We start from the raw sequence: 23,072 nt of genomic DNA, 5'->3' as shown, positions 1-23,072 counted from the left end.
TTCGAGCGTAACGCTCCGCTACTTGGCGGTGTAGCCGCCCTCGCCCGTCTCGCCGTCGTACGTGAAGACCTTGTCTTCGAGAGTGATCTTGATGTCGTCGCCGAGCGGCTCTTGAGCGAGCAGGAGCTCCTCGAGCATCGCCATGCGCTCCTGATACTCCTGCGCCTGTGCCTCATCGACGCCCCAGACGGTCGCGGACTTCATGTCGATGAGAAAGTACAGGAACGCCGACACGGCGGTGCGGTTGAACTCGCTGTCGGGGATCTTCTCCCACAGAGCCCCGCTGTCGCGGAGCTGCTTGTACTCGTCGATCTTGGACTGCAGCACGTCGGCGATGCCGGATGCATCGGCGCCACCGGCGTCGTCGGACGGCGGCTCGTCATCCGTCGAGTCGTCGGAGGGCGCGCTGGGAGCGGCCGTCACAGAAGGGAGCGGAGCGGCGATCGGGTCGGGACGCGAGCTCACCACCAGGCCCACCACGACCCCGATGCCGACGACGACGATCAACACGAACGCCACGACGGACGCGATGACGATGCCGAGGGTCCTGCCGGAGCGCGACGGGCGGCTCGGAGCCGCGGCGGGGTAGGGGTACTCGGAACCGTAGGGGGCCGACGGCTGCTGCCCTGTCGCGTATTGCCCTGGCTGAGCGGGGTACTGCGGGTACGGGCTCGGCTGCCCTGTCGGGTGCTGTCCTGCCGGATGCTGCGCCGGATACGGCCCGGCCGCGTACTGTCCGGCCGGGTACTGTCCGGCCGGGTACTGTCCGGCCTGCGGAGCCGCAGCGTAAGGCGGCAGGGGCGGTGCGGGCGGTCCGTACGCGCCACCGGGTGCCGGCGGCTGCGGAGCGGAAGGGGCCGGCGGTCCGCTCAGGGGCGGCGCCAGCGGAACGGAGGACGCCAGGTCGCCGGGGGGTGCGGCCGGAGGCGGCGGGATGACAGCATCCGGATCCGAACCGTTCGAGTGCGCGTCGTCGACCATGGTGTTGCCCCCCTGCTCACGTCGCCCGATGCGACGCATGCTCCGCCTTCAGGCTAGCGGCCCAGGCGCTCGGCTGAGTTCAGTCGCTCAGCTCGCTCGCCTACCGCACGGTGCCGGCGCGCGAGGTGCTTCCCTCGCCGTCGACGTGCAGCAGCGATGCCTGCGACTGCTCCTGCTGCAGCTGGAACTCGAAACGCGAGCGATCGCCGCGGTGGTGCGCGACGAAGTACTCGATCGGGATGCCGTCGGCGGAGCGACTGACGCTGCGCAGACGCAGAAGCGCCGACCCGGCGCTGACGCCGAGATGCTGGGCCTGCTCGTGCGTCGCGACCGTCGCCTCAGCGGATCGCACACCGCTCGTCGCCACGATGCCGTTGTCGGCGAGCACGCGATAGAGAGACGCCTCGGACAGATCGACGTCGAGGGTGACGGTGCCGACGGCATCCGGCATCCAGGTCGTCGAGAGCGACCAGGGTTCTCCGTCGACATGGCGGAGACGGTCGAGCACCACGACGGGGGCTCCGACTTCGACCTCGAGGGCCGCCGCGATCTCGTCGTCGGCGACGGTCAGCTCATGGCGCAGCACGTCGCTGTGCACGTGGCCGCCGCGCCGCTCGACGTCGTCGTAGAGGCCGATCAACGTGTGCACGAGGCTCTCGCTCGTGCGCGGACGCGAGACGAACGTGCCCTTGCCCTTGACCCGCTCGACGAGTCCTTCGTGCTCGAGCTGGGCAAGAGCCTGCCGCACCACGGTGCGCGAGATGCCGTAGCGCTCGCACAGGCGGTGCTCTCCCGGCAGCGGGTCGCCCGGCTGCAGTCCGTCTCGGGCGATGCCCTCGACGATCAGCTGGCGCAGCTGGTCGTACATGGGCGCGGCGGAGTGGCGGTCGATCGAGTCGTTCATGTCAGTACGCCACTCCCGCGTGCAGGATCACGTTGGCGTAGGGGGTGAACTCGCCCGACCGCACGAAAGCGCGCGCCGAATGCGTGAGCTTCTTGAACTCGACGTGCGGGATGAGCTCGATCTCGAAGTCTTCGCCGGCGAAGCGCTCGCGCAGCGCCGCCAGCACCTCGGGGCTCTTCTCGGCGACCTCCTCCGAGACTGTCGCGCCCTCGACGACCAGCTCGGCGAGCACGGTGTCGAGCACATCGAAGAAGGCGGGCGCACCCGGACGGTAGGCGAGGTCGATGCGCTCTGACCCCGGCGGGATCGGCAGCCCCGCGTCGGTGACGACCAGCAGATCGGTGTGCCCGGTCTCGCTGATCACCCGAGAGAGGGCGGGATTGATGGTCGTCGCTGTCTTGCGCATGGTGCTCCTCAGGGGGTCAGTGGGCTTCTCGGGCAGCCAGGAACGCCTCGACCTCAGCGCGCAGCGGCAAGCTCGGCGATGCGCCCTGCTTCGTCACTGCGAGGGCTCCCGCCGCGGTCGCCACGCGCACGGCATCGGTCAGTGACCGTCCGTTCGCGAGCGCCGCTCCGAGATACCCGGCGTAGGCGTCGCCGGCCGCGGTGGTGTCGACGGCCTCGACGGGGAAGGGCGGGACGACGGATGCTCCGTCTGCCGTCACGACGCACGAGCCCTGACCCGCCAGCGTGATCACGGCCGCGCCGACGCCGCGGTCGAGGAACCAGCGCCCGGCGAGCGTGGCGGATGCGGCATCCGTCACCTCGATGCCGCTGAGCACCGAGGCCTCGGTCTCGTTCGGGGTCACGATGTCGATGCTCGCCCAGACCGCGTCGTCGAGCGGAGCGGCGGGGGCGGGGTCGAGGATGACGGTCATTCCGTGTTCGCGGCCGCGCGACGTGATGTGAGCGGTGAGCGCCGAGGGCGTCTCGAGCTGGGTCAGCAGCACCGACGTGGTCGACGCGAGGGCGGCGAGCGCGGCGTCGATCTGCTCGGTGCTGAGAGCGGCGTTGGCGAGCGGCACCATCACGATGTCGTTCTGGGCCGAGGCGTCGACGCGGATGTGGGCGATGCCTGTCGGTCCCGGCACGGTGCGCAGGTGGGTGAGGTCGACCCCTGCATCGCTGAGCCCGTCGACGACGAGGTCGTGGAAGAGGTCGTCGCCGACGCATCCGACGAAGCTCGTGCGAGCGCCTGAGCGCCCAGCGGCCACAGCCTGGTTCGCGCCCTTGCCGCCGAGCATGAGGGTGAACTCGTCTCCGAGGATGGTCTCGCCGCGGGCCGGGAGCCGGGTCGAGAAGGTCGTCACGTCTGCGGTCACACTGCCGACGATGACGACGCCGGTGCGATCGGGCGAGGTGGCGGCTGTCATGGCACTCCTGATCGTCGTCGATGCGGGGTGCTTTGACATCCTCCGCGGCTGTCATTACATTAGCCGAATCCGAACCTGTAACGACAGGTTGTGCACAAGGAGACCCGATGACCGTGTTGGCCCCCCGTCTCTATGTCGACAGCGCGGACGTCGATCGCGTCGCGTCCCTCCTTGCCGCAGGGGTCGTGCACGGTGTCACGACCAACCCCACGATCCTCGAGCGCGGTGGCCGCACTGCCGCAGAGATCCCCGACCTGTACGCCCGCTGGTCAGGCGAAGGCGCCCGCGAGATCTTCTTCCAGACGTGGGGCGGCGACACTGCATCGTTCCTGCGCAACGCCGAGGGCATCCGTGCGCTCGGTGACCGCGTGGCCGTGAAGGTGCCCGCCACGCGCGACGGGTTCGCCGCGGCATCCGCTCTCGTGCGCGATGGCGCGACCGTGCTCGTCACCGCCGTGTATTCGGTCGCTCAGGCGCTGGCCTGCGCCTCGATCGGAGCGCAGTACATCGCCCCGTACCTCGGGCGGATGCGGGATGCCGGCATCGACGGCGACGCCGTGATCGCGCGCATGCAGGAGGCCTGCGCAGGCAGCGAGTCGAACGTGCTGGCCGCGAGCCTGCGTTCACCCGACGACATCACCGGTCTGCGGCTCGCCGGCGTGCCGTACTTCACGGCCGCGCCTGACGTGATCGAGCAGGTGCTGTTCCACGAGGTCAGTGACAGCTCGGCCGCGGAGTTCGACGCGGCCATGGGGCGGCTCGGGGGCTGAGGCGGGTTCCGGCCGACCAGGATTCAGGCGGATGCCGCCTGGCGCAGCCACCGTTCGACCCCGGCGATATGCGCGGTCGCGAGCGATGTCGCGAGTCCCGAGTCCCGACGCGCGATGGCATCGGCGATCGCCCGATGCTCCGACAGGGTGCGCTCGACGGCGCCGCCCTCGGTGAGCCCGCGCCACACCCTGGCACGCACGGTCTGGCTGCTCAGATGCTCGATGAGGCTGGCGAGGTAGGCGTTGCCTGCCATGCCCACGATCTCGCGGTGGAACCGGATGTCGTGCTCCACGAGCTCTTCGATGCCGACCGTCGCGTCGATCGAGTCGACCTCGCGTTCGAGCTCTGCGATCGCGTCGTCGTCGCCGAGGGTGGCGGCAAGGCCCGTGGCCTGCGACTCGAGCATCCGTCGCACAGCGAAGATCTCGAGCATCGAGTCGTCGTCGTGCATGTCGACGACGAACGAGATCGCCTCGAGCAGCAGGTGCGGTTCGAGGCTCGTGACATAGGTGCCGTCGCCGCGGCGCACGTCGAGCACGCGGATGACCTCGAGCGCCTTGACGGCCTCGCGCATCGAGTTGCGTGACAGGCCGAGACGCTCGGACAGCTCCTTCTCGGGAGGGAGTCGATCGCCGGGGGCCAGCTCGCCGGACACGATCATCGCCTTGATCTTCTCGATCGCCTCGTCAGTCACTGCCATGGCGTCATCCTAGCCATTCATCGGATGTCTGCGGCAGGATGGGGGCATGCGCGTACTCGATTCGCACCTGCACCTGTGGTCACCGTCGACCCTCACCTACACCTGGCTCGAAGGACCGCTCGCGTGGGAGTTCGCGGCGCTCGAGATCGAGCACTCTCCGATCGACGCCGCGACGGTCGAGAAGTCGGTCTTCGTGCAGGCCGAGACGATCGAAGACGACTTCCTCGCCGAGGTGCGATGGGTCGCCGATCAGGCCGATGAGGCCGGCGTCGTCGGCATCGTCGCCGGCGCGAGGCTCGACCGCGGCACCGACACGACCGCGCACCTGGAGGGTCTCGCCGCCGAGCCTCTTGTGGTCGGCGTGCGTCACAACCTGCAGGGTGAACCCGATGGACTCGCGGTGTCTGCCGCGTTCGTGACCGGGGCGCGCGAGGTCGCCGCCCGGAACTGGTCGTTCGACGCGTGCGTGCGCGCCTCGCAGCTGCCCGATATCGCCCGACTCGCAGGAGCCGTGCCCGAACTGCGGATGGTGCTCGATCATCTCGGCAAGCCCGAGGTCGGTACGGCGGAGGCTCCGGTCGCGCCGACGATGGAGTGGGTGCGCGATCTCGACGATCTGGCACGGCATCCGCACGTGTGGTGCAAGCTGTCGGGCCTGCCGGGCGAAGCGGGTGGCGACTGGTCGCCGGAGCAGCTCGAGCCTTTCCTCGATGCCGCGGCGGATGCGTTCGGCATCGAACGGCTGATGTGGGGGAGTGACTGGCCGGTCTCGGTCATCGGCCCCGCGGAAGAGGGCGACCCGCACGCTCCGGAGGACGGCTCGCCGACCTATCAGCCGACGGCGCGCAGTCGGTGGGCGGATGCCGTGATCGCCTGGGCTGAGCGTCGCGGACACGACGTCGACGCGATCCTCTGGCGCAATGCCGAGGAGTTCTATCGGATCGGCCAGCGGCCCGCGCACGAGGACGCACGAGAGGAGCGGCCACGCCGCGGCATCCTGGGCTGGCTGCGCGGCGAGCGCCCGTAGGCGAAGTCGCGGTCGGCGCAGCCAGCCGGATGCGGTGACTCGGATCGATGCTGCGGCTCAGCCGGCGGGACGCAGGCGCAGCTGCGCCATACCGCCGTCGACCTCGATGAACGTTCCCGTGGTGGATCCCGCGGCGGGGCTCACGAGATAGGCGACAGCTGCGGCGACCTCGTCGGGCGAGACCAGACGGCCGTGCGGCTGGCGGGCCTCGAGGGCGGCCCGCTCAGCCGCCGGATCGTCCGCCGAGTCGAGCAGGCGTCCGACCCAGGGGGTGTCGGCGGTGCCGGGATTCACGGCGTTCACTCGGATGCCCTCGCGCAGGTGATCGGCCGCCATGGCGCGGGTCAGAGCAGAGACGGCGCCCTTCGACGCGCTGTAGAGGGCGCGCTGAGGCAGGCCGGTCGACGAGGCGATGGATGCGGTGTTGCACACGGCCGCGCTCGGCGATCTCTTGAGCCAGGGCAGTGCCGCCGAGGTGACGCGGGCGATGCCGGTGACGTTGATCGAGAGCACACGTGCCCACTCGTCGTCGTCGTTCGCGGTGATGTCGCCCTGTGCGCCCACGCCGGCGTTGTTCACCACGATGTCGATGCGGCCGAACTCCTCTGCGACGGCCGCGACGGCGGCGTCCACCGATGCGCGGTCGGACACGTCTGCGGTGAACGCGGCGAACGCGGCATCCGCGCCCGAGGTGTCGCGGTCGAGTACCGCGATCTGCGCTCCGTCGGCGTGCAGGCGGGCGGCGATGGCGGCCCCGATGCCGGATGCTCCGCCGGTGACGATCGCGACGAGTCCGTCGAGTGCAGTGCTCACTTCTGTGCCTCCCATGCCACGAACTCCTGGCGCTGGTGCCCGAGTCCTTCGATCTCGATCTCGACGACATCGCCAGCCCGCAGGTAGGGGAACCTGCCCCCGAACGCGACGCCCTGCGGGGTGCCGGTGAGGATCAGGTCGCCCGGCTCGAGCGTGACGTACTGCGACAGGTGGTGCACGATCACGCGCACGTCGAAGATCATGTCGTCGGTGTTCGAGTCCTGCCTCGGCTCGCCGTTGACCCAGCTGCGCAGCTGCAGGTTGTCGACGTCGACCTCGTCGGGGGTGACGAGCCACGGGCCGGTCGGATTGAAGCCGGGGGCGATCTTGCCCTTCGACCACTGCCCGCCCGAGACCTCCATCTGGAAGGCGCGCTCCGAGACGTCGTTCGCCACGACGTAGCCGGCGATGTGCGCCTCGGCCTGTTCGGGCGAATCGAGGTAGGCGGCGCGGGCGCCGATGACGATGCCGAGCTCGACCTCCCAATCGGTCTTCTCGCTGCCGCGGGGGATCGTGACCGCGTCGTTCGGGCCGACCACCGTGTTCGGCGTCTTCAGGAACATGATCGGCACGGTCGGCGGCTCGGCGCCCGACTCACGGGCGTGGGCCGCGTAGTTCTGGCCGATGCAGATGACGGCGCTGGGGCGTGCGATCGGCGCTCCGATGCGCATCGCGGCCGCCTCGTCGAGCACGGGGAGCTCGTCGGCGGCGCGGGCGGCTTCGATGCGCGCTCGGAAGTCGCCGGCGAGAAAATCACCGTTCACATCGGATGTCACGGAGCGCAGATCGAGGTAGCGGTCGCCCTCGATGAGGACGGGGATCTCGGCGCCGGGGGTGCCTAGCCGTGCGAACTTCATGTCTCTCCTGATCAGTGAGGATGCCGGGTGAGAGGGGAGCGCCGGGGCGGCCCATCTCGTTGACAGTATAGACATCGGATGTTTACACTCCAAGAGATCTGCACGAATCCCCACCCGTGCACGAGAGGATCCCGTGAGCCGCATCGTCGCCCTCGACACGACCGACATCCGCTTCCCGACATCGCTGAGCCTCGACGGGTCGGATGCCATGAACCCCGACCCCGACTACTCGGCGGCGTACGTGATCGTGCGCACCGACGCCGAAGACGGCATCGACGGGCACGCCTTCGTCTTCACCATCGGACGAGGCAACGACGTGCAGGTCGCGGCCATCGATGCGCTCGCCGGACACCTGGTCGGCCGCGAGATCGAACCGCTGCTCGACGACATGGGCACGACCTTCCGCGACATCATCGGCGATTCGCAGCTGCGCTGGCTCGGCCCCGAGAAGGGCGTCATGCACATGGCCATCGGTGCGGTCATCAACGCACTGTGGGACATCAAGGCCAAGCGGGCCGGCCTGCCGCTCTGGCAGCTGCTCGCGCGGATGACGCCGGAGGAGCTCGTCGGACTCGTCGACTTCCGCTACCTGACCAACGCGCTGACGCCCGAGGACGCACTCGGGATCCTGCGTGCGGCCGAGCCCGGTCGACTCGAGCGGGAGCGCGAGCTGCTCGCCACCGGATACCCCGGATACACGACGAGCCCCGGCTGGCTGGGCTACTCCGACGAGAAGCTCGAGCGGCTCGCCCGCGAGGCGATGGCCGACGGCTTCACCCAGATCAAGCTCAAGGTCGGTGCCGACCTCGACGACGACATCCGCCGCTTCCGCAAGGCGCGCGAGGTCTGCGGGCCCGACTTCCCCATCGCGATCGATGCGAACCAGCGCTGGGAGGTGTCGGAGGCGATCGAATGGGTGAACGCGCTCGCCGAGTTCCACCCCGCCTGGATCGAGGAGCCGACCAGCCCCGACGATGTGCTCGGTCACGCCGAGATCGCCAGGGGAGTCGCGCCCATCCGCGTCGCGACCGGTGAGCACGCGCAGAACCGCGTCATCTTCAAGCAGCTGCTTCAGGCCGAGGCGATCGCGGTCATGCAGATCGACGCCGTGCGCGTCGCGGGCGTCAACGAGAACATCGCCAACCTGCTGCTGGCCGCCAAGTTCGGCGTGCCGGTCTGCCCGCACGCCGGAGGAGTCGGTCTGTGCGAGGCGGTGCAGCACCTGTCGATGTTCGACTTCGTCGCCGTCACCGGCACGCGCGAGGGCCGGATGATCGAGTTCGTCGACCACCTGCACGAGCACTTCGTGGTCCCCACCGACATCCAGGGCGGCTCGTACATGGCGCCGACCGCGGCAGGCTCGGGCATGGAGATGAAGGCCGAGAGCATCGCCGCCTACACGTGGACGGGTCAGCATGTCGGCGTCTGACGGTGTGGCGGCGGATACGGGGCTGGCGATCCCGACCCTCGGATACGGCGCGGCGAACGTCGGCAATCTGTTCCGCCCGCTGAGCGACGACGAATCGTGGGCCGTGCTCGATGCGGCATGGGACAGCGGCATCCGCTACTTCGACACGGCGCCGCACTACGGGCTCGGACTCTCGGAGCGCCGCCTCGGTGCCTTCCTGCAGACCAAACCCCGCGACGAGTTCGTGCTGTCGACGAAGGTCGGTCGGCTGCTGCGGCCGAACCCCGACCACGACGGCGGCCTCGACACCGCGAACGACTTCCACGTGCCCGACGACCTGCAGCGCGTGTGGGACTTCTCGGCCTCAGGGATTCGCAGAAGCCTCGACGAGTCGCGCGAACGCCTGGGCATCGAGCGCATCGACCTGCTCTACCTGCACGACCCCGAGCGGCACGACCTCGATCTCGCGCTCGCCGAAGCTCTACCGGCTCTGGAGCAGCTGCGAGCCGAGGCCCAGGTCGCCGCGGTCGGGATCGGGTCGATGGTGTCGGACGCGCTCGCCGCATCGGTGCGATCCGCCGACCTCGACCTGGTCATGGTCGCCGGTCGCTACACGCTGCTCGAGCAGCCCGCCGCTGCCGACGTGCTGCCCGCCTGTCGTGAGACCGGGACCGGCATCGTCGCGGCATCCGTCTTCAACTCGGGATTGCTCGCGTCGAGCGAGCCCCGCCGCGACGGGCGCTACGAGTACGGTCAGCTGCCCGACGAGCTGTGGGAGCGGCTGCTGCGCATCGCCCGCGTGTGCGCCGACCACGCCGTGCCGCTGCCCGCCGCGGCCATCCAGTTTCCGCTGCAGTCCGACGTCGTGCGGTCGGTGGTCGTCGGGGGCAGTCGGCCGGCGCAGCTTCGTCAGAATGCCGAGTATGCGGCGCTCGAGATTCCCGGCGCGCTGTGGGATGAGCTCGCGGCAGAGGGGCTGATACCGGCCTGAGCCGGAGTTGCCTCGTTCACAATTCAGCATGAGCGGGCCCGGGAATCGGGTTCCGGGTCTTCGGCATCGGTTTCAGCGCGGCGTCATGCTGAGTTGCGCACCGCGCAGAACGCTCAGCGGCCGACGGTGGACTCCCGGACCACGAGTTCGGCGGCGAACGGCGTCGGCGCGGGAAGGTCGGCGGTCGGATCGGTGAGCTGACGGATCAGGGCGGCACCTGCCGCTCGGCCGATCTCGTACCCGGGCTGGCGCACGCTCGTCAGCGGTACGACGGTCTGGTGCGCCTGCGCGACGTCGTCGAAGCCGACCAGTGCGATCTCCTCCGGAACACGGATCCCCTCGCGCAGCAGCCGGGTGAGCACCCCGATCGCCACCATGTCGTTCGCCGCGAAGATCGCGTCGGGGCGGTCGACGGCGGGCGACGCGACGATCCGCTCGGCGATCTCGAGGCCGTCTTCCGTCGTGAGATGCGGCACGTCGAACACGTCGACCGTGGCATCCGTGCCGACGACGGCGTCGCGCAGCCCCTGCAGCCGGTCGTTGGACTGGCTGACGCTCGGCGCCCCGAGGAACAGGATGCGGCGGCGTCCGATCGCCAGCAGGTGCTCACCCGCGAGGCGGCCGCCGCCGCGGTCGTCGAAGAGGACGGAGCCGACGGTCGGGGAGTCGGGGATGGGCCCGACCACCACCGAGCGGATGCCGCGGTCGGCGAGCTGCTCGAGCCGGGGCACGACGTCTTCGAGCGGATAGATCACGATGCCCTGCACCCGATGCGCCTCGAACATGTCGATGTTGCGACGTTCGGTGCCGGCATCGCGGTTGCTGTTGCTGAAGAACAGCGACCAGCCGCCCTCGCGGGCGACGTCTTCGACACCGCGCGAGAGCTCGTGGAAGTACGGCAGCCAGGCGTCGAGGAGGATCAGCGCGAGCGCCTTGCTCGACCCCGCGCGCAGCTGTCGTGCGGATTCGTTCGGCACGTAGCCGAGCTGTTCGATAGCGGCCCGGACCCTCGCGGCGCTCGATTCGCCCAGCACGTGAGGGTGGTTGAGGTAGTTCGAGACGGTCGAGGAGGAGACCCCGGCGAGGGCGGCGACATCTTTGACGCTGGCGGGCATGGAGCTCCTTGTCGGCTGCGCCGGTGCGCTCGTGCGCGGGGGCCACTGCGCACCGGCGCGGCACCGACGAGTCCACAGTAGCCGAGCAGTTGGCACGTGCCAAGAAAGTTCTTGACATCCCCGTGCGACCCCGCGTACCGTGACCTGAACGCGGACTTGGAACGTGCCAAGTCGCAGAGGCGATGGTGCCCCACACCCGTCTCCGAGAGGTCTCATGAACATCGGATGCCACGGGCTCGTCTGGACCGGACACTTCGATGCCGACGGCATCCGTCTGTCGGTGGCGAAGACGAAAGCCGCAGGGTTCGACCTGATCGAGTTCCCGCTCATGGGTCCGTTCTCGTTCGACGTCGCTGCAGCCAAGGACGCGCTCGAAGAGCATGACCTCGCCGTGAGCGCATCGCTCGGCCTCTCGGGGTCCACGGATGTGACCAGTTCTGATCCGGCTGTCGTCGCCGCGGGGGAGGCGCTGCTGATGAAGGCCGTCGACGTGCTGGCCGAGCTGGGCGGCCGGCACTTCTGCGGAGTGATCTACAGCGCGATGCAGAAGTACATGGACCCGGTGACCCCCGAGGGGCTCGCCGGCAGCCGCCGCACGATCGCCCGCGTCGCCGACCACGCCGCCGAGCGCGGCATCTCGGTCTCGCTCGAGGTCGTGAACCGCTACGAGACCAACGTGCTGAACACCGCGCGGCAGGCACTCGCCTACCTCGCGGAGGTCGATCGGCCGAACCTCGGCATCCACCTCGACACGTACCACATGAACATCGAGGAGTCGGATATGTTCGCGCCGGTCCTCGATGCCGCACCCGCCCTCCGCTACGTGCACATCGGCGAGAGCCACCGCGGCTATCTCGGCACCGGAACGGTCGACTTCGACACCTTCTTCAAGGCGCTGGGGCGCATCGGCTACGACGGCCCGATCGTGTTCGAGTCGTTCTCCTCGGCGGTGGTCGCCCCCGACCTCAGCCGGATGCTCGGCATCTGGCGCAACCTGTGGACCGACAACGTCGAGCTCGGTGCGCACGCCAACGCCTACATCCGCGACAAGCTCGTCGCAGTCGACTCGATCAGGCTGCACTGACCCAGCGCAGGCCGCTCGAGACCCAGACCCGTTGTCAACTTGTTATTACAGGTCTTCCCATCCGAACAAGTCTTAGTTACATTTAGATACAACTTGCGCAGGGTGGGGCGCAGGACGCAGAATTGATCCGATGTTTCCAGGCCCGACTGGAATATCGCATAACGACCTTCAAGGAAGCAGGTGAGCACATGAGTGACCCCATTCTCAGAGTCGAGGGGATCAGCAAGGGATTCCCCGGTGTGCAGGCTCTCAAGGACGTGCACCTCGAGGTGCGGGCCGGTGAGGTGCTGGTGCTCGTGGGCGAGAACGGCGCGGGCAAGTCGACTCTCATGAAGATCCTCTCGGGGATCTACACCAAGGACGAGGGCACGATCACCTTCGAGGGTCGGGAGGTCGAGCTCACCAGCCCCCTGCAGGCGCAGCAGCTCGGCATCACGATCATCCATCAGGAACTCAACCTGATGCCCGACCTCACCGTGGCGCAGAACATCTATGTGGGCCGCGAGCCCACGACCGGTCCCTTCCTGTCGGAGCGCAAGCTGAACGCGCAGACCGCGGCACTGCTGCAGCGTCTCGACATCAGACTGAACCCGCGGCAGCTCGTGGGCGAGCTCACGGTGGCCGAGCAGCAGATGGTCGAGATAGCCAAGGCGCTCTCGTTCAACGCCAAGGTGCTCATCATGGACGAGCCCACGTCGGCACTCACCGACTCCGAGACCGAGACCCTGTTCGTGCTGATCGAGCAGCTGCGGGCATCCGGCACCGGCATCGTCTACATCTCGCACCGCATGGACGAGCTGCGGCGCCTCGCCGACCGGGTCACCGTGCTGCGTGACGGCACATACATCGGATCACTGGATAAATCCGAGGTGAGCATCCCCACGATCATCGAGATGATGGTCGGCCGCGTGATCGACGAGGGAACCCGGCCGCAGGCCCGCGAGCACACCAACGATCCGATCGTGCTCGATGTGCAGGGGCTCTCGACCAAGAGCCTGCTCACAGACGTGTCGTTCCAACTGCACCGGGGCGAGATCCTCGGCTTCGCCGGTCTCATGGGCGCCGGTCGCACCGAGACGGCCCGGGCCATCATCGGCGCCGACCACCGCGACGGGGGCACGGTGTCGATCGGCGGACGACCGGTGCGCATCGCTCAGCCGGCGGATGCCGTCAAGCACGGCGTCGGCTACCTCTCGGAGGACCGCAAGCTGCTCGGGCTGATGCTCGAGCAGGACGTCACCTTCAACACCGTGCTCGCCTCACTCGGGTCGTATGCCAACGCGATCGGCTGGATGGGCGACGGCAAGGCGAAGAACCGCACCAAGGACTACGTCCAGCAGCTGCGCGTCAAGACGCCCTCGGTCAACCAGGTCGTCAAGCTGCTGTCGGGAGGCAACCAGCAGAAGGTCGTCATCGCCCGATGGCTGATGCGCGACTGCGACATCCTCATCTTCGACGAGCCGACGCGAGGAATCGACGTCGGCGCCAAGGAAGAGATCTACCGCCTGATGCAGCAGCTCGCTGATCAGGGAAAGTCCATCATCGTCATCTCGTCGGAGCTGCCGGAGATCCTCCGCGTCGCGAACCGCATCGCGGTCTTCGCGAACGGGCGCATCACCGGCACGCTCCGCAACGAGGACGCCAGCCAGGAGAAGATCATGCAACTCGCAGCCCACGGAGAGGAAGACTGATGAGCGCTCCGCAGAACGGGTCGTCGACGACGACGATCATCCAGACGGCTCTCGATGAGAACACCGACAAGCGCGACGTGGTCGGCTTCCTGAAGCGTCAGGTGCAGCAGTCCCTCGCATTCGGCACCCTGATCGTGCTCGTGATCTTCTTCTCGATCGCCAGCCCGAACTTCTTCACCTTCAGCAACATCGCGACCGTGCTGCTCTCGACCGCGGTCATCGGCATCCTCGCCCTCGGCACGACGTTCGTCATCATCACCGGCGGCATCGACCTGTCGATCGGAACCGGCATGGCCCTGTGCGCCGTGATGACCGGTGTCATCGTCACCAATCTCGGCCTTCCGGTCTGGCTCGGCGTGATCGGCGGCATCGCGACCGGTGTGCTGATGGGCCTCGTGAACGGCATCAACATCACGTTCCTGCGGCTGCCCCCGTTCATCGCGACCCTCGCGATGATGATGATCGCCGGAGGCCTCGCCCTCGTCATCTCCAACGTCGCGCCGATCTACTTCTCGACCTCGGCACCGGACTTCAAGAAGATCGCGCTCGGCGTGATCATCCCCGGCATCCCGAACGCCGTGCTGATCACCGCCGCGCTCGCGATCGTCGCCTGGCTGGTGCTGTCGAAGACGCTCCTGGGCCGGTACACCTTCGCGATCGGCTCGAACGAGGAGGCCACGCGCCTCTCGGGCGTCAACACGCGACGCTGGACGATCTTCATCTACATGTTCGCGGGAGCCTTCACCGGCATCGCGGGCATCGTGATCGCCGCCCGCCTCGACTCGGCACAGCCGCAGATCGGCACCGGGTACGAGCTGCAGGCCATCGCGGCCGTCATCATCGGCGGTACCTCGCTGCTCGGCGGGCGCGGGTCGATCCTGGGCACCGTGATCGGCGCGCTGATCATGAGCGTGCTCGTCAACGGTCTGCGCATCATGTCGATCCAGACGGAGTGGCAGAACATCGTCGTCGGCGTCGTCGTGCTGCTGGCCGTGTTCCTCGACTCGCTGCGCAACCGCCAGCACACCTGATCAAGACCTATCCCCCCCACCACCACACAGAGAACAATGGAGTTTCCATGAAATTCGGCAAGAAGACCGCATTCGCGGCACTCGTGGCCGCATCCGCCCTCGTCTTCGCGGGCTGTGCCGGCGGCGGTGACGTCATCGAAGAAGGCAGCGGCGGCGACGGAGGCAGCGGCGACGGCGAGATGTACATCGCCATGGTCTCGAAGGGCTTCCAGCACCAGTTCTGGCAGGCCGTCAAGAAGGGCGCGGAGCAGAAGGCCGAAGAGCTCGGTGTCCGCATCACGTTCGAAGGCCCCGCGGCCGAGACCGAGATCGCACAGCAGCTCGAGATGCTGACCGCTGCGATCGACAAGAACCCGGATGCCATCGCCTACGCAGCCCTCGACCCCGAGGCGTGCGTCGCCCCGCTCGAGCAGGCGAAGTCGAAGGACATCCCCGTGGTCTACTTCGACGCCCCGTGCGACGGCGACGTGGGCCTGAGCCTCTCGGCGACCGACAGCAAGGTCGCCGGTGCGCTGGCCGCCGAGCACATGGCCGACCTGATCGGCGGATCGGGCGAGGTCGCGATCGTCGGCCACTCGCAGATCAACTCGACCGGTGTCGAGCGTCGTGACGGCTTCGTCGAGAAGATCGAGGCGGACTACCCCGACATCAAGATCGTCGACATCCAGTACGGAGACGGTGACCACCTGAAGTCGGCCGACATCGCGAAGACGCTCATCGCCGCCCACCCGGACCTCAAGGGCATCTACGGCACCAACGAGGGCTCGGCCATCGGTGTCGTGAACGCCGTGAACGAGCTCGGTCTCGAGAAGGGCAAGATCACGATCGTCGGCTTCGACTCGGGAGCCGCGCAGATCAACGCGATCAAGGACGGCACGATGGCCGGAGCCATCACGCAGGACCCGATCGGCATCGGCGAGCAGGTCGTCCAGGCGGCGTACGACGCCGCCAACGGCAAGGACGTCGACGAGTTCTACGACACCGGTTCGTACTGGTACGACAGCACGAACCTCGAGGACAAGGACATCGCAGCGGTCCTCTACGAATGACCCGCTGAGATCACGGAAGCCCCTCGCCTTCGGGCGGGGGGCTTCTCTGCGTGCGTGGGGTCAGATGCGGCGGAGGAAGGTGAGTATCGACGAGGGCTCGACGATGAGCTGCTGCAGGGCCTCGTTGAACGGCACTCCGGCGGGAGCGGCGAGGTGCGCCTGGAAGGCCGCCTCGTCGCGGTAGACCTCGTAGACGAAGAAGCGGTCCGGGTCGTCGACCAGTCGTGTCGCATCGAATACGAGGTTGCCCTCTTCCGCGCGCACGATCTCGGCGAAGTCGCGCAGCAGTGCGGCGACGTTGTCGCCCTGCTCGGGGCGCGCGGTGAAGATCGCGTGCAGGATCGTGGGCTCGGTCATGGGAGTGCTCCTCGGACAGGGGGATCAGGCAGACAGGGTGAGCAGACGCGCGGGGTTCGCGACGAGCATCCGCTCCACCGCGTCGTCGCCGACGGCGGAGCGCAGGCGCGGCAGGTAGCGCTCGCCGAGGTAGGCGAGGCCGGGCAGTCCGCCGTAGGAGATGTAGCGGGTTCGACGGGCGACGTCGCCGCCGAGAAGCACCCGGTCGACCGCACCGAGCTCGACGACCCGCTCGGTCAGGGCGAGCAGCTCGGCATCCGACCTCGTGCGCGGGCGGGCGAAGCCGTCGTATCCGAGGTACGCGCCGCGCTCGGCGAGCGAGGCGTGCAGGCCGGCATCCGGGTCTCGGTCGGCATGCGCGAGCACGACACGATCGGATGCCACGCCCTCGGCCTCGAGCAGATCGAGCACCTCGTGGGCGGCGGTGCAGAACTCCAGGTGGACCATCACCGGCGCCCCGGTCGCCCGATGCGCCGCGGCGACCGCGAGCAGCGTCGTGCGCTCGAAGGGGGTGATGCTCCAGTAGTCGACACCTGCTTTGAGCATCCCGGCGCGCACCGATGATCCATCCGGAGCTGCGGCACGGGGGACGTCGGGCGTCTCGAACACCAGTGCATCGTCGACGACCATGCCGCGAGTCACCTCGGAGACGAAGAGCTCGGCGAGGCGCTCGACGCCCCACACCTGCAGCGGATGATCCGCACCGTAATGCGCCTCGCGGTGGCGCCCCGTCGTCGCGACGACATGCATCCCGGTGCCTGCACTGATGCGCGCTACGGCCTCGGGGTCGCGCCCGAGGCCGAACGGAGTGGCATCGACCATCGCCGTGAATCCGCTGGCCTTCAGCAGCGCGGCCTCGCGACCCGACAGGTCTTCGTCGTCGAGCTCGTCGCCGACGAGCAGCGGCGAGATCTGGAACAGATGCTCGTGATAGTTCGTCGCCCCGAGCTGCGCCGGGTCGACGTCGCCGAGCACTGTCCGGATGCCGGGCATCAGCGCACCGACTCGGCAGCCTCGGCGAGCCGCTCGACGATCTCGGGGGTGAGGTCGATCTCGAACACGTCGGCGACGACCTGCGACCAGCCGTGGATGAAGTACCGCCAGCCGTCGATCACGTGCAGTGCGCGCTCGGCCTGCTGCGCGCGCGCCTGGTGCAGGAACTCCAGCGACCCGCGGTAGTTGAACTCCCACACCCAGGCGCCATCGGGGAACACCACGTCGTCGGGCAACGGCGAGCCGGGGCGGTCCTTGCCGAGGCCCGTGGCGTTCACGATCAGCGAGCCCGCCGGAGCCGCCGCGACGATCGCCGCGGCATCCTGCACCGTGTCGGTGCGCGCATACGTGATCAGGCCGTCGGCGGTGCCGTGCTGGCGGTGCACCTCGCGCAGATGGTCGAGCTTGTCGTCGTCGCGGGCGGTGACGGTGATCTTCGCCGGAGCGTCCGCGCGCTCGGCCAGCGCCCAGCTGAGCGCGGTGCCCGAGCCGCCGGCGCCGAGGATCACGACCTCGGCACCCGTGCGGGCGAAGTGGTCGGTCGGGAGGAAGTCGTTCAGCGCGAGGTCGACCGTGAGAGGGTCCTTGGCGCGGCCGATCAGACGGTCGCCCCGCTTCGAGATGCTCGAGATCTCGGAGCACGAGACGGCGAACGGGTCGAGCTCGTCGAAGAGGTCGGATGCCGCGGCGAAGACGTTCATCTTGTGGGTCGTCACGAGTGCGCCCCGGTGGTGAGGGTCGTCGCGGATCTGCTCGACCATCGCGATGTACTGCTCAGGCGTCGCATCCATCGGCAGATCGTGCCCGATGAGGTTCTCGGTGGGGAGGCCCAGCACCTCGGCCCATTTCGGGAACACCGACATGATCGATGACGAGCCGGTGCTCACGCCGACGAAGCCCATGTAGCCGCCGGTCTCGGGAGTCGCGGGGGTCTCGGTGGTCTCGGTGATGGTCATGGTCTGGTCCTTCAGAGTCGGGGAGAGACGGGGTGGGCGGGGGAGCGCCCTGCGAGCACGGCGAGCACGTCGTCGAGCGACATCGAGCCCATATTGTCGACGGCCTGGGTGGTCTGCGCACCGAGGTGCGGGGTGACGGTCACCCGATCTGCGAGGTCGTCGGCGAGAAGCGGGCTCGCACTCGCCGCGGTGTCGCCGTCGAGGGTGTCGGCGGCGTATGCACCGAGACGTCCGTCGCGCAGGGCGTCCGCGATGGCCGCCTCGTCGACGAGGTCGGGGCGCGCGGTGTTCACCAGGATCAGGCCCGGTCGGATGCTGTCGAGCCGCGCCGCGTCGACCAGCGTCTGTCCACCGGGGGCGTGCAGGGTGATCAGGTCGGCCGAGCGGAACAGCGCGTCGAGATCGGTCGGCTCGGCGCCGCTCTCGACGATGACGTCGGCCGGGAGGAAGGGATCGGTCGCAAGAACCCTCGAGCCGAAGCCGCTCAGGCGCCGGGCGACGCCCTGACCGATGCGCCCGAAGCCGACGATGCCGACGGTCGCAGCACCGAGCTCCCGCCCTCGTCGCACGGCCCAGTCGCCGGTGCGGACGCGGCGGTCGCCGTCGGGGATGAAGCGGAGCGCGGCGAGCATGAGGCCGACGGCGTGGTCGGCGACGGCATCCGCGTTCGCGCCGGGGGTGTTGGTCACCGGGATGCCGCGTCTCAGCGCCGCATCGAGATCCACCGCCTCGGTGCCGACGCCGTAGCGGGCGACGATTCGGAGGTTCGGCGCGGCGGCGAGGTGCTCGTCGGTGACGGGGCCGGTTCCCGCGATCCACCCCTCGGCCGCGGCCAGGAGCGGTGCGAGCTCGGTGAGCCCGTGGTGCGCGGGGCCGCGGACGACCTCGTGGCCGGCGGCCTGCGCGCGCCCGACGAGATCGAGGTCGCCGTCCGAGAACGACCGACTCGTGGCGAGGATGACTCCCATCAGGCGTCCCGGTCGGCCGGCGGCCCGGCGGCGAACCACGGCTCGAGGGCCGCGTAGGCGTCGACGAAACGGGTGTGGCGCTGCGCGTGGATCGCGTGCCGACCGGCATCCGGCGTGAACTCCGCCGTCACCTCGCTGAGCGCCCTGGCCGCCGAGAAGTCCGCGAGCCCGAGCCCGACCGCACCGGTGACCGCGGCGCCGAGGCTGTTGGCCTCTTCGACGATCGTGCGGCGGCGGATCGGCACGCCCCAGACGTCGGCGAGGATGCCGAGCCAGGCGTCGCTCTGCGCCCCGCCGCCGACCGCGTCGATGCGGTCGATCGCGGCTCCGGATTCGCGGAACGCCTGGATGCAGGTGAGCAGGTTGTACGCCACGCCTTCGAGCACCGCCCGGGTGAGGTGCGCCCGGGTGTGGTGGCGCCCCAGGCCGACGAAGGCTCCGCGGGCGTGCGGGTCCCACAGGGGGGAGCGCTCGCCGAGCAGGTAGGGGAGGAAGTAGAGATCCTCGGTGTCGAGGGCGCCGCCGGCCTCGGCTGTGAGCCGTGCGGTGTCGGGGTGAGCGGGGTCGGGGGAGAGCGCTTCGGCGATCCACTGCACCGATGCGCCACCGGCCTGCATGGTCGCGGTCGGCACGAACGAACCGGGCACGACGTTGTCGAAGGTCATGGTGCGCATCTGCGGGTCGTGCAGCGGGGTGAGGCTGGCGAACGAGATCCACGACGAGGTGCCCAGGCACACGTAGGCGCCGTCTTCGGGGGCGACGATGCCCGAGCCCACCGCGGCGAGCGGTCCGTCTCCGCCGCCCATCACGACGCGGACCGATGCCGGGAGGCCCAGGGCATCCGCAGATGCGGTCGTGAGCGTTCCGGCGACGGTCGTCGATTCGAGGATCTCGGGGAAGAGCGCGGCGTCGAGTCCGGCGGCGGCGAGAACCTCGACCGACCACGTGCCGCGCAGCTGGTCGTAGGCGTTCGTGCCCGAGGCGTCGGAGCGCTCGGTCGCGAGGCGTCCGGTGAGCCGGTAGACGATGTAGTCCTTGGCCACGCAGAAGTGGCGCACCCGAGCCCAGATATCCGGCTCGGTGTCCCGCACCCACATGATCTTCTCGATCGAGTACGTCGGGTTCAGACGGTGGCCGAGCGCGCGATACGCGTCTGCGGCGCCGAGCCGTTCTTCGAGGGCGCGGGTCTGCGCACCCGAACGGGTGTCGGCCCAGATGATCGCGGGGCGCACCGGCTCGCCGTGGGCGTCGAGAAGCACGGTGCCCATCATCTGGCCGCTGACGACGAGGCCTCCCACGGTCTCGGGCGCGATGCCGGCGCGAGCGATCAGCTGCCGGGTCGCCGAGACGACGGCATCCCACCAGTCGGCCGGGTCCTGCTCGGCGATGCCGCCGGCAGCGAAGTGAGCCGGGTAGGGCACGGTGACCGAGGTGACCAGGCGGCCGTCGTCATGGTGCAGGGACGCCTTGTCTCCCGTGGTCCCGAGGTCGTGCGCGATGAGCATGATCGACCCTATTCCGCGGAGGGGGACGCGGAATAGGGGCGCAGGTCGACGCCCTCGGTCGAGCGGTAGGCGCGGGAGCCCATGCCGTGCTCGAGCACCCAGCCGTAGTCGTGGCCGGCGCCGCCCGGATACACCGCGAGGAACGCATAGGGCTCGTCGCCCGTGTTCACCGAGCGGTGCGCCCAGCCCGGGGGAATGTAGCCGATGGTGCCCGGCAGCATGTCGATCCACTCGGTGCGCTCGCCGTCGAACATGAGCAGGCCGCCTCGGCCGGTAAGCGCCAGGTAGATCTCGCCCTGGTGGTTCGGGTGCTGGTGGCCCTTGGTCATCCAGAGCTCACCCGAGGTGTCGCCGGGCATGATCGTCGTGATCGACTGCGGCAGCTCGCGGTCGGCCTCGGGCACGGGCGAGCTGGTCACCGTGTAGACGACGGGGTCGTCGCCGGCGGATGCGGCGGCCCAGGCATCCGCGTCGAGGAACAGGCCCTCGAGGTCGGACATCCGGCGCGTGAGCGTGGGACCCTCGGGCGAGAGCGTGAGCCTCTCGGCGTCGAATGCGATCGCCATCGGCGAGATCGGAGGGGTGTGGAACTGGGGCATCGGTGCTCCTCGTGCGGATGCTGCGGCGCTGCGCAACCTGTAATGACAAGCTGAGTGTACCTGTTATGACAAGTGGCGTCCAGTGCTCGGATGCGCGGGGGTGAGAGCGCGGGTGTGCGCTGGCCTGGGATGCCGGAATCCGATCGCAAGGAGCTCCCGGATCGCCTCTACCCTGAGACGGTGCAATTCGCCTTCATCGACGAGTCCGAACCGCTCGGGGCAGGCAACAGCGGGCCGTACGTCATGGTGGCGACGCTCCCGCAGTGCGGCGAGATGGCGGATCTGCAGGACCTTCGCCGGTCATTGGTCGCGTTGAAGCCGAAAGGTGCGATCAAGCTGCACTGGTATGACAACGTCGGTGCTCTCAAGGATGAAACCGTCTCCGTCATCTCGGGGATGCCGCTCGCTCACTGGGCGGTCGTCGTTCATCCGGAAGCGGGAGATCGCAGCGAACGGACTCGCCGCGCGTGCATCACTCGGCTCTTCTGGGAACTCGACCGACTCGACGTCGTCGACCGCGTCGTCTTCGAATCACGTGGACAGAGTGATGACCGCCGGGACATGGCCATGGTGCAGGCGCTGCGGGCATCGCGCGTGATCGGGTCGAGAATGCGAGTCGAGCACGTTCGAGGATCGGGCGAGCCGTTGCTCTGGCTTCCGGATGCGGTCTGTGGGGCGGTCAATGGACGCGTCACGGGACGTGACCTATGGGCGGGCCGACTCGACCATCAGCTCCGCATCGTCACCGAGATGCGCGAAACCCGGGCCCCACAATCAGCAGGAAATCCCGGGTTCACTTCTCCAGCCTCCGCAAAGGGGGAGCTACCGACAGATTCTATCCGAAACGGGGTGTGACGGGGAGAGGGATGGTCGGGAATGCCCAAATCTCAGGATGCTGCGCGCAGCGCGCGTGCGAGGTGGGACCTGCCGTCGCGGATCGCCGCGGCCGCCACCTCCTCGACCCCCGGATACTCGGCGTGGCCCGCGGGGAGGACGGCGAGCTCGAGCATCCGTGCCGCGTTCGCGACGCCGAACTGTCCGGGCGGCGGCACGTACGGGTCCCACAGCGCCGCCTCGACGCGCACCGGGATGCGGGCGAAGCCGAGGGCCGTCGAGGCGTCGAACAGGCGCAGCACTTCACGGGCCTCCGGATGCGCGGCGACGTGGTCGCGCACGGTCTCGCCGCTGCCGACGCAGTGCACGGCGAGGCGCTCGTCGTACTGTCCGAAGCTCGGCACGATGAGGGTCGCCCCGACGTAGCGGTCGTCCCATGGCAGGGCGAGGGCGCCGATGCCGCCGCCGAAGCTCTCGCCGACGTAGTAGAGGGGCAGGGGGCCGACAAGGGTGGTGAGAGCATCCGCCGCGAGCCAGAGGTCTCGGGCGCAGAGGCCGAGCACGTACGAGTCCGGGCTCTCGATCCCGGCCAGCACATGCTCGGCCTGGGGTGCGGGGGCGCCGACGCCCGTGTTCAGCGTGGGCAGCCCGCGGGCGACCGGGAAGATCGCGGCCGCATCGTCGGGTATGCGTGCGAGGTCGACCGCATCCCGTCCGCCGTAGCCGTGGCTGTGCACGACACCGACGCGCGCCGGGGCGGCGAGGGGTTCGACGAGCCAGGCGCGCAGGCGGGTGCCGTCGACTCCCGCATGCTCGATGACCGAGACCCGTCGGCCGTGCGCGGTCTCGGCGGACAGCACGGTGGGTGCGGCATCCACCGTCTTCGCCTGCTGTCGCCAGCCCTGCCACCGCTCGCCGAACCCGTCGGGTGCGGCGACCGGAGCGATCGCACGGAGCGTGCTCAGCGTGTGGCCGTAGCTCGCGTCGAACTCGGCGTCGGCGAACCAGATGTCGTAGGGGGAGGGGAAGGTCATGACGACACGACGCTACCGAATCCGGATGCGG

The 23,072-nt window shown here is 69.0% G+C and carries 24 protein-coding genes; 9 read left to right on the top strand and 15 right to left on the bottom strand.

Annotated features, from left to right (window positions below; translation table 11 throughout):
• Positions 1 to 18 precede the first annotated feature (18 nt).
• The 4 genes from MRBLWH13_RS14185 to MRBLWH13_RS14170 form a co-directional block, all read right to left on the bottom strand.
• Entirely contained in the window at positions 19 to 1,020 is a 1,002-nt protein-coding gene (locus MRBLWH13_RS14185) for a hypothetical protein (protein WP_341955594.1), read from the bottom strand.
• A gap of 61 nt (positions 1,021 to 1,081) precedes the next feature.
• Positions 1,082 to 1,885, bottom strand: coding sequence for a GntR family transcriptional regulator (locus tag MRBLWH13_RS14180; RefSeq protein WP_341955593.1), 804 nt, complete (start codon positions 1,883 to 1,885; stop codon positions 1,082 to 1,084).
• Position 1,886: 1 nt separating this feature from the next.
• Positions 1,887 to 2,291 (bottom strand): D-ribose pyranase, encoded by a 405-nt coding sequence (rbsD, locus tag MRBLWH13_RS14175; protein ID WP_056313840.1) that lies wholly within the window; start codon positions 2,289 to 2,291, stop codon positions 1,887 to 1,889.
• Positions 2,292 to 2,307: 16 nt separating this feature from the next.
• Positions 2,308 to 3,258, bottom strand: coding sequence for a ribokinase (locus MRBLWH13_RS14170; RefSeq protein WP_341955592.1), 951 nt, complete (start codon positions 3,256 to 3,258; stop codon positions 2,308 to 2,310).
• A gap of 107 nt (positions 3,259 to 3,365) precedes the next feature.
• On the opposite strand from MRBLWH13_RS14170, the gene MRBLWH13_RS14165 reads away from it, so the two are divergent.
• Positions 3,366 to 4,028, top strand: a complete 663-nt coding sequence (locus MRBLWH13_RS14165) for a transaldolase family protein (protein WP_341955591.1) — start codon at positions 3,366 to 3,368, stop codon at positions 4,026 to 4,028.
• A 23-nt stretch (positions 4,029 to 4,051) separates the two neighbouring features.
• Here the strand turns inward: MRBLWH13_RS14165 and MRBLWH13_RS14160 are convergent, their stop codons facing one another.
• The gene (locus MRBLWH13_RS14160; protein WP_341955590.1) at positions 4,052 to 4,729 is read right to left on the bottom strand and encodes a FadR/GntR family transcriptional regulator; all 678 of its coding nucleotides are present in this window, start codon (positions 4,727 to 4,729) and stop codon (positions 4,052 to 4,054) included.
• Between the two features lie 46 nt (positions 4,730 to 4,775).
• Between MRBLWH13_RS14160 and MRBLWH13_RS14155 the strand changes: the two genes are divergently transcribed.
• Positions 4,776 to 5,756, top strand: coding sequence for an amidohydrolase family protein (locus MRBLWH13_RS14155; RefSeq protein WP_341955589.1), 981 nt, complete (start codon positions 4,776 to 4,778; stop codon positions 5,754 to 5,756).
• A 57-nt stretch (positions 5,757 to 5,813) separates the two neighbouring features.
• Here the strand turns inward: MRBLWH13_RS14155 and MRBLWH13_RS14150 are convergent, their stop codons facing one another.
• Both MRBLWH13_RS14150 and MRBLWH13_RS14145 read right to left on the bottom strand, forming a co-directional pair.
• The gene (locus MRBLWH13_RS14150; RefSeq protein ID WP_341955588.1) at positions 5,814 to 6,584 is read right to left on the bottom strand and encodes an SDR family oxidoreductase; all 771 of its coding nucleotides are present in this window, start codon (positions 6,582 to 6,584) and stop codon (positions 5,814 to 5,816) included.
• Positions 6,566 to 7,426: a fumarylacetoacetate hydrolase family protein gene (locus MRBLWH13_RS14145; protein ID WP_341955587.1), complete on the bottom strand. Its 861-nt coding sequence runs from the start codon at positions 7,424 to 7,426 to the stop codon at positions 6,566 to 6,568. Before MRBLWH13_RS14145 ends, MRBLWH13_RS14150 begins: the two co-directional genes overlap by 19 nt.
• A gap of 133 nt (positions 7,427 to 7,559) precedes the next feature.
• Between MRBLWH13_RS14145 and MRBLWH13_RS14140 the strand changes: the two genes are divergently transcribed.
• Entirely contained in the window at positions 7,560 to 8,855 is a 1,296-nt protein-coding gene (locus MRBLWH13_RS14140) for an L-fuconate dehydratase (RefSeq protein WP_341955586.1), read from the top strand.
• Positions 8,842 to 9,825: an aldo/keto reductase gene (locus MRBLWH13_RS14135; RefSeq protein WP_341955585.1), complete on the top strand. Its 984-nt coding sequence runs from the start codon at positions 8,842 to 8,844 to the stop codon at positions 9,823 to 9,825. The genes MRBLWH13_RS14140 and MRBLWH13_RS14135 overlap by 14 nt, the downstream gene beginning before the upstream one ends.
• A 113-nt stretch (positions 9,826 to 9,938) precedes the next feature.
• Here MRBLWH13_RS14135 and MRBLWH13_RS14130 read toward each other — a convergent pair whose 3' ends face one another.
• On the bottom strand, positions 9,939 to 10,940 hold the full coding sequence (locus MRBLWH13_RS14130; RefSeq protein ID WP_341955584.1) for a LacI family DNA-binding transcriptional regulator: 1,002 nt from the start codon (positions 10,938 to 10,940) through the stop codon (positions 9,939 to 9,941).
• A 214-nt stretch (positions 10,941 to 11,154) separates the two neighbouring features.
• On the opposite strand from MRBLWH13_RS14130, the gene MRBLWH13_RS14125 reads away from it, so the two are divergent.
• From MRBLWH13_RS14125 to MRBLWH13_RS14110, 4 genes are all read left to right on the top strand, one after another.
• Positions 11,155 to 12,024, top strand: coding sequence for a sugar phosphate isomerase/epimerase family protein (locus MRBLWH13_RS14125; RefSeq protein ID WP_341955583.1), 870 nt, complete (start codon positions 11,155 to 11,157; stop codon positions 12,022 to 12,024).
• Positions 12,025 to 12,212: 188 nt separating this feature from the next.
• Positions 12,213 to 13,715, top strand: a complete 1,503-nt coding sequence (locus MRBLWH13_RS14120) for a sugar ABC transporter ATP-binding protein (RefSeq protein ID WP_341955582.1) — start codon at positions 12,213 to 12,215, stop codon at positions 13,713 to 13,715.
• Positions 13,715 to 14,746 (top strand): ABC transporter permease, encoded by a 1,032-nt coding sequence (locus MRBLWH13_RS14115; RefSeq protein WP_194285966.1) that lies wholly within the window; start codon positions 13,715 to 13,717, stop codon positions 14,744 to 14,746. Before MRBLWH13_RS14120 ends, MRBLWH13_RS14115 begins: the two co-directional genes overlap by 1 nt.
• A 47-nt stretch (positions 14,747 to 14,793) precedes the next feature.
• Positions 14,794 to 15,795, top strand: coding sequence for an ABC transporter substrate-binding protein (locus MRBLWH13_RS14110; protein WP_341955581.1), 1,002 nt, complete (start codon positions 14,794 to 14,796; stop codon positions 15,793 to 15,795).
• Between the two features lie 60 nt (positions 15,796 to 15,855).
• Here MRBLWH13_RS14110 and MRBLWH13_RS14105 read toward each other — a convergent pair whose 3' ends face one another.
• The 6 genes from MRBLWH13_RS14105 to MRBLWH13_RS14080 are packed head-to-tail and all read right to left on the bottom strand — an operon-like array spanning position 15,856 to position 21,173.
• The gene (locus tag MRBLWH13_RS14105) at positions 15,856 to 16,152 is read right to left on the bottom strand and encodes a putative quinol monooxygenase (protein WP_341955580.1); all 297 of its coding nucleotides are present in this window, start codon (positions 16,150 to 16,152) and stop codon (positions 15,856 to 15,858) included.
• 24 nt (positions 16,153 to 16,176) lie between these two features.
• Positions 16,177 to 17,145 carry an aryldialkylphosphatase gene (locus MRBLWH13_RS14100; RefSeq protein ID WP_341955579.1) on the bottom strand — a complete coding sequence of 323 codons (969 nt, stop codon included), beginning with the start codon at positions 17,143 to 17,145 and terminating at the stop codon, positions 16,177 to 16,179.
• The gene (locus MRBLWH13_RS14095; RefSeq protein ID WP_341955578.1) at positions 17,145 to 18,101 is read right to left on the bottom strand and encodes a shikimate dehydrogenase; all 957 of its coding nucleotides are present in this window, start codon (positions 18,099 to 18,101) and stop codon (positions 17,145 to 17,147) included. Before MRBLWH13_RS14095 ends, MRBLWH13_RS14100 begins: the two co-directional genes overlap by 1 nt.
• An 11-nt stretch (positions 18,102 to 18,112) precedes the next feature.
• The gene (locus MRBLWH13_RS14090) at positions 18,113 to 19,069 is read right to left on the bottom strand and encodes an NAD(P)-dependent oxidoreductase (RefSeq protein WP_341955577.1); all 957 of its coding nucleotides are present in this window, start codon (positions 19,067 to 19,069) and stop codon (positions 18,113 to 18,115) included.
• Entirely contained in the window at positions 19,069 to 20,574 is a 1,506-nt protein-coding gene (xylB, locus tag MRBLWH13_RS14085) for a xylulokinase (protein WP_341955576.1), read from the bottom strand. Before xylB ends, MRBLWH13_RS14090 begins: the two co-directional genes overlap by 1 nt.
• An 8-nt stretch (positions 20,575 to 20,582) precedes the next feature.
• Positions 20,583 to 21,173 (bottom strand): glucose-6-phosphate isomerase family protein, encoded by a 591-nt coding sequence (locus MRBLWH13_RS14080; RefSeq protein WP_341955575.1) that lies wholly within the window; start codon positions 21,171 to 21,173, stop codon positions 20,583 to 20,585.
• Positions 21,174 to 21,353: 180 nt separating this feature from the next.
• On the opposite strand from MRBLWH13_RS14080, the gene MRBLWH13_RS14075 reads away from it, so the two are divergent.
• Positions 21,354 to 22,028, top strand: a complete 675-nt coding sequence (locus MRBLWH13_RS14075; protein ID WP_341955574.1) for a hypothetical protein — start codon at positions 21,354 to 21,356, stop codon at positions 22,026 to 22,028.
• Positions 22,029 to 22,060: 32 nt separating this feature from the next.
• Here the strand turns inward: MRBLWH13_RS14075 and MRBLWH13_RS14070 are convergent, their stop codons facing one another.
• Positions 22,061 to 23,041, bottom strand: coding sequence for an acetylxylan esterase (locus MRBLWH13_RS14070; RefSeq protein WP_341955573.1), 981 nt, complete (start codon positions 23,039 to 23,041; stop codon positions 22,061 to 22,063).
• Positions 23,042 to 23,072 lie beyond the last annotated feature (31 nt).

It is taken from the genome of Microbacterium sp. LWH13-1.2, assembly GCF_038397735.1.
Taxonomy (GTDB): domain Bacteria; phylum Actinomycetota; class Actinomycetes; order Actinomycetales; family Microbacteriaceae; genus Microbacterium.
This window is presented reverse-complemented; position numbering and strand designations above follow the sequence as displayed.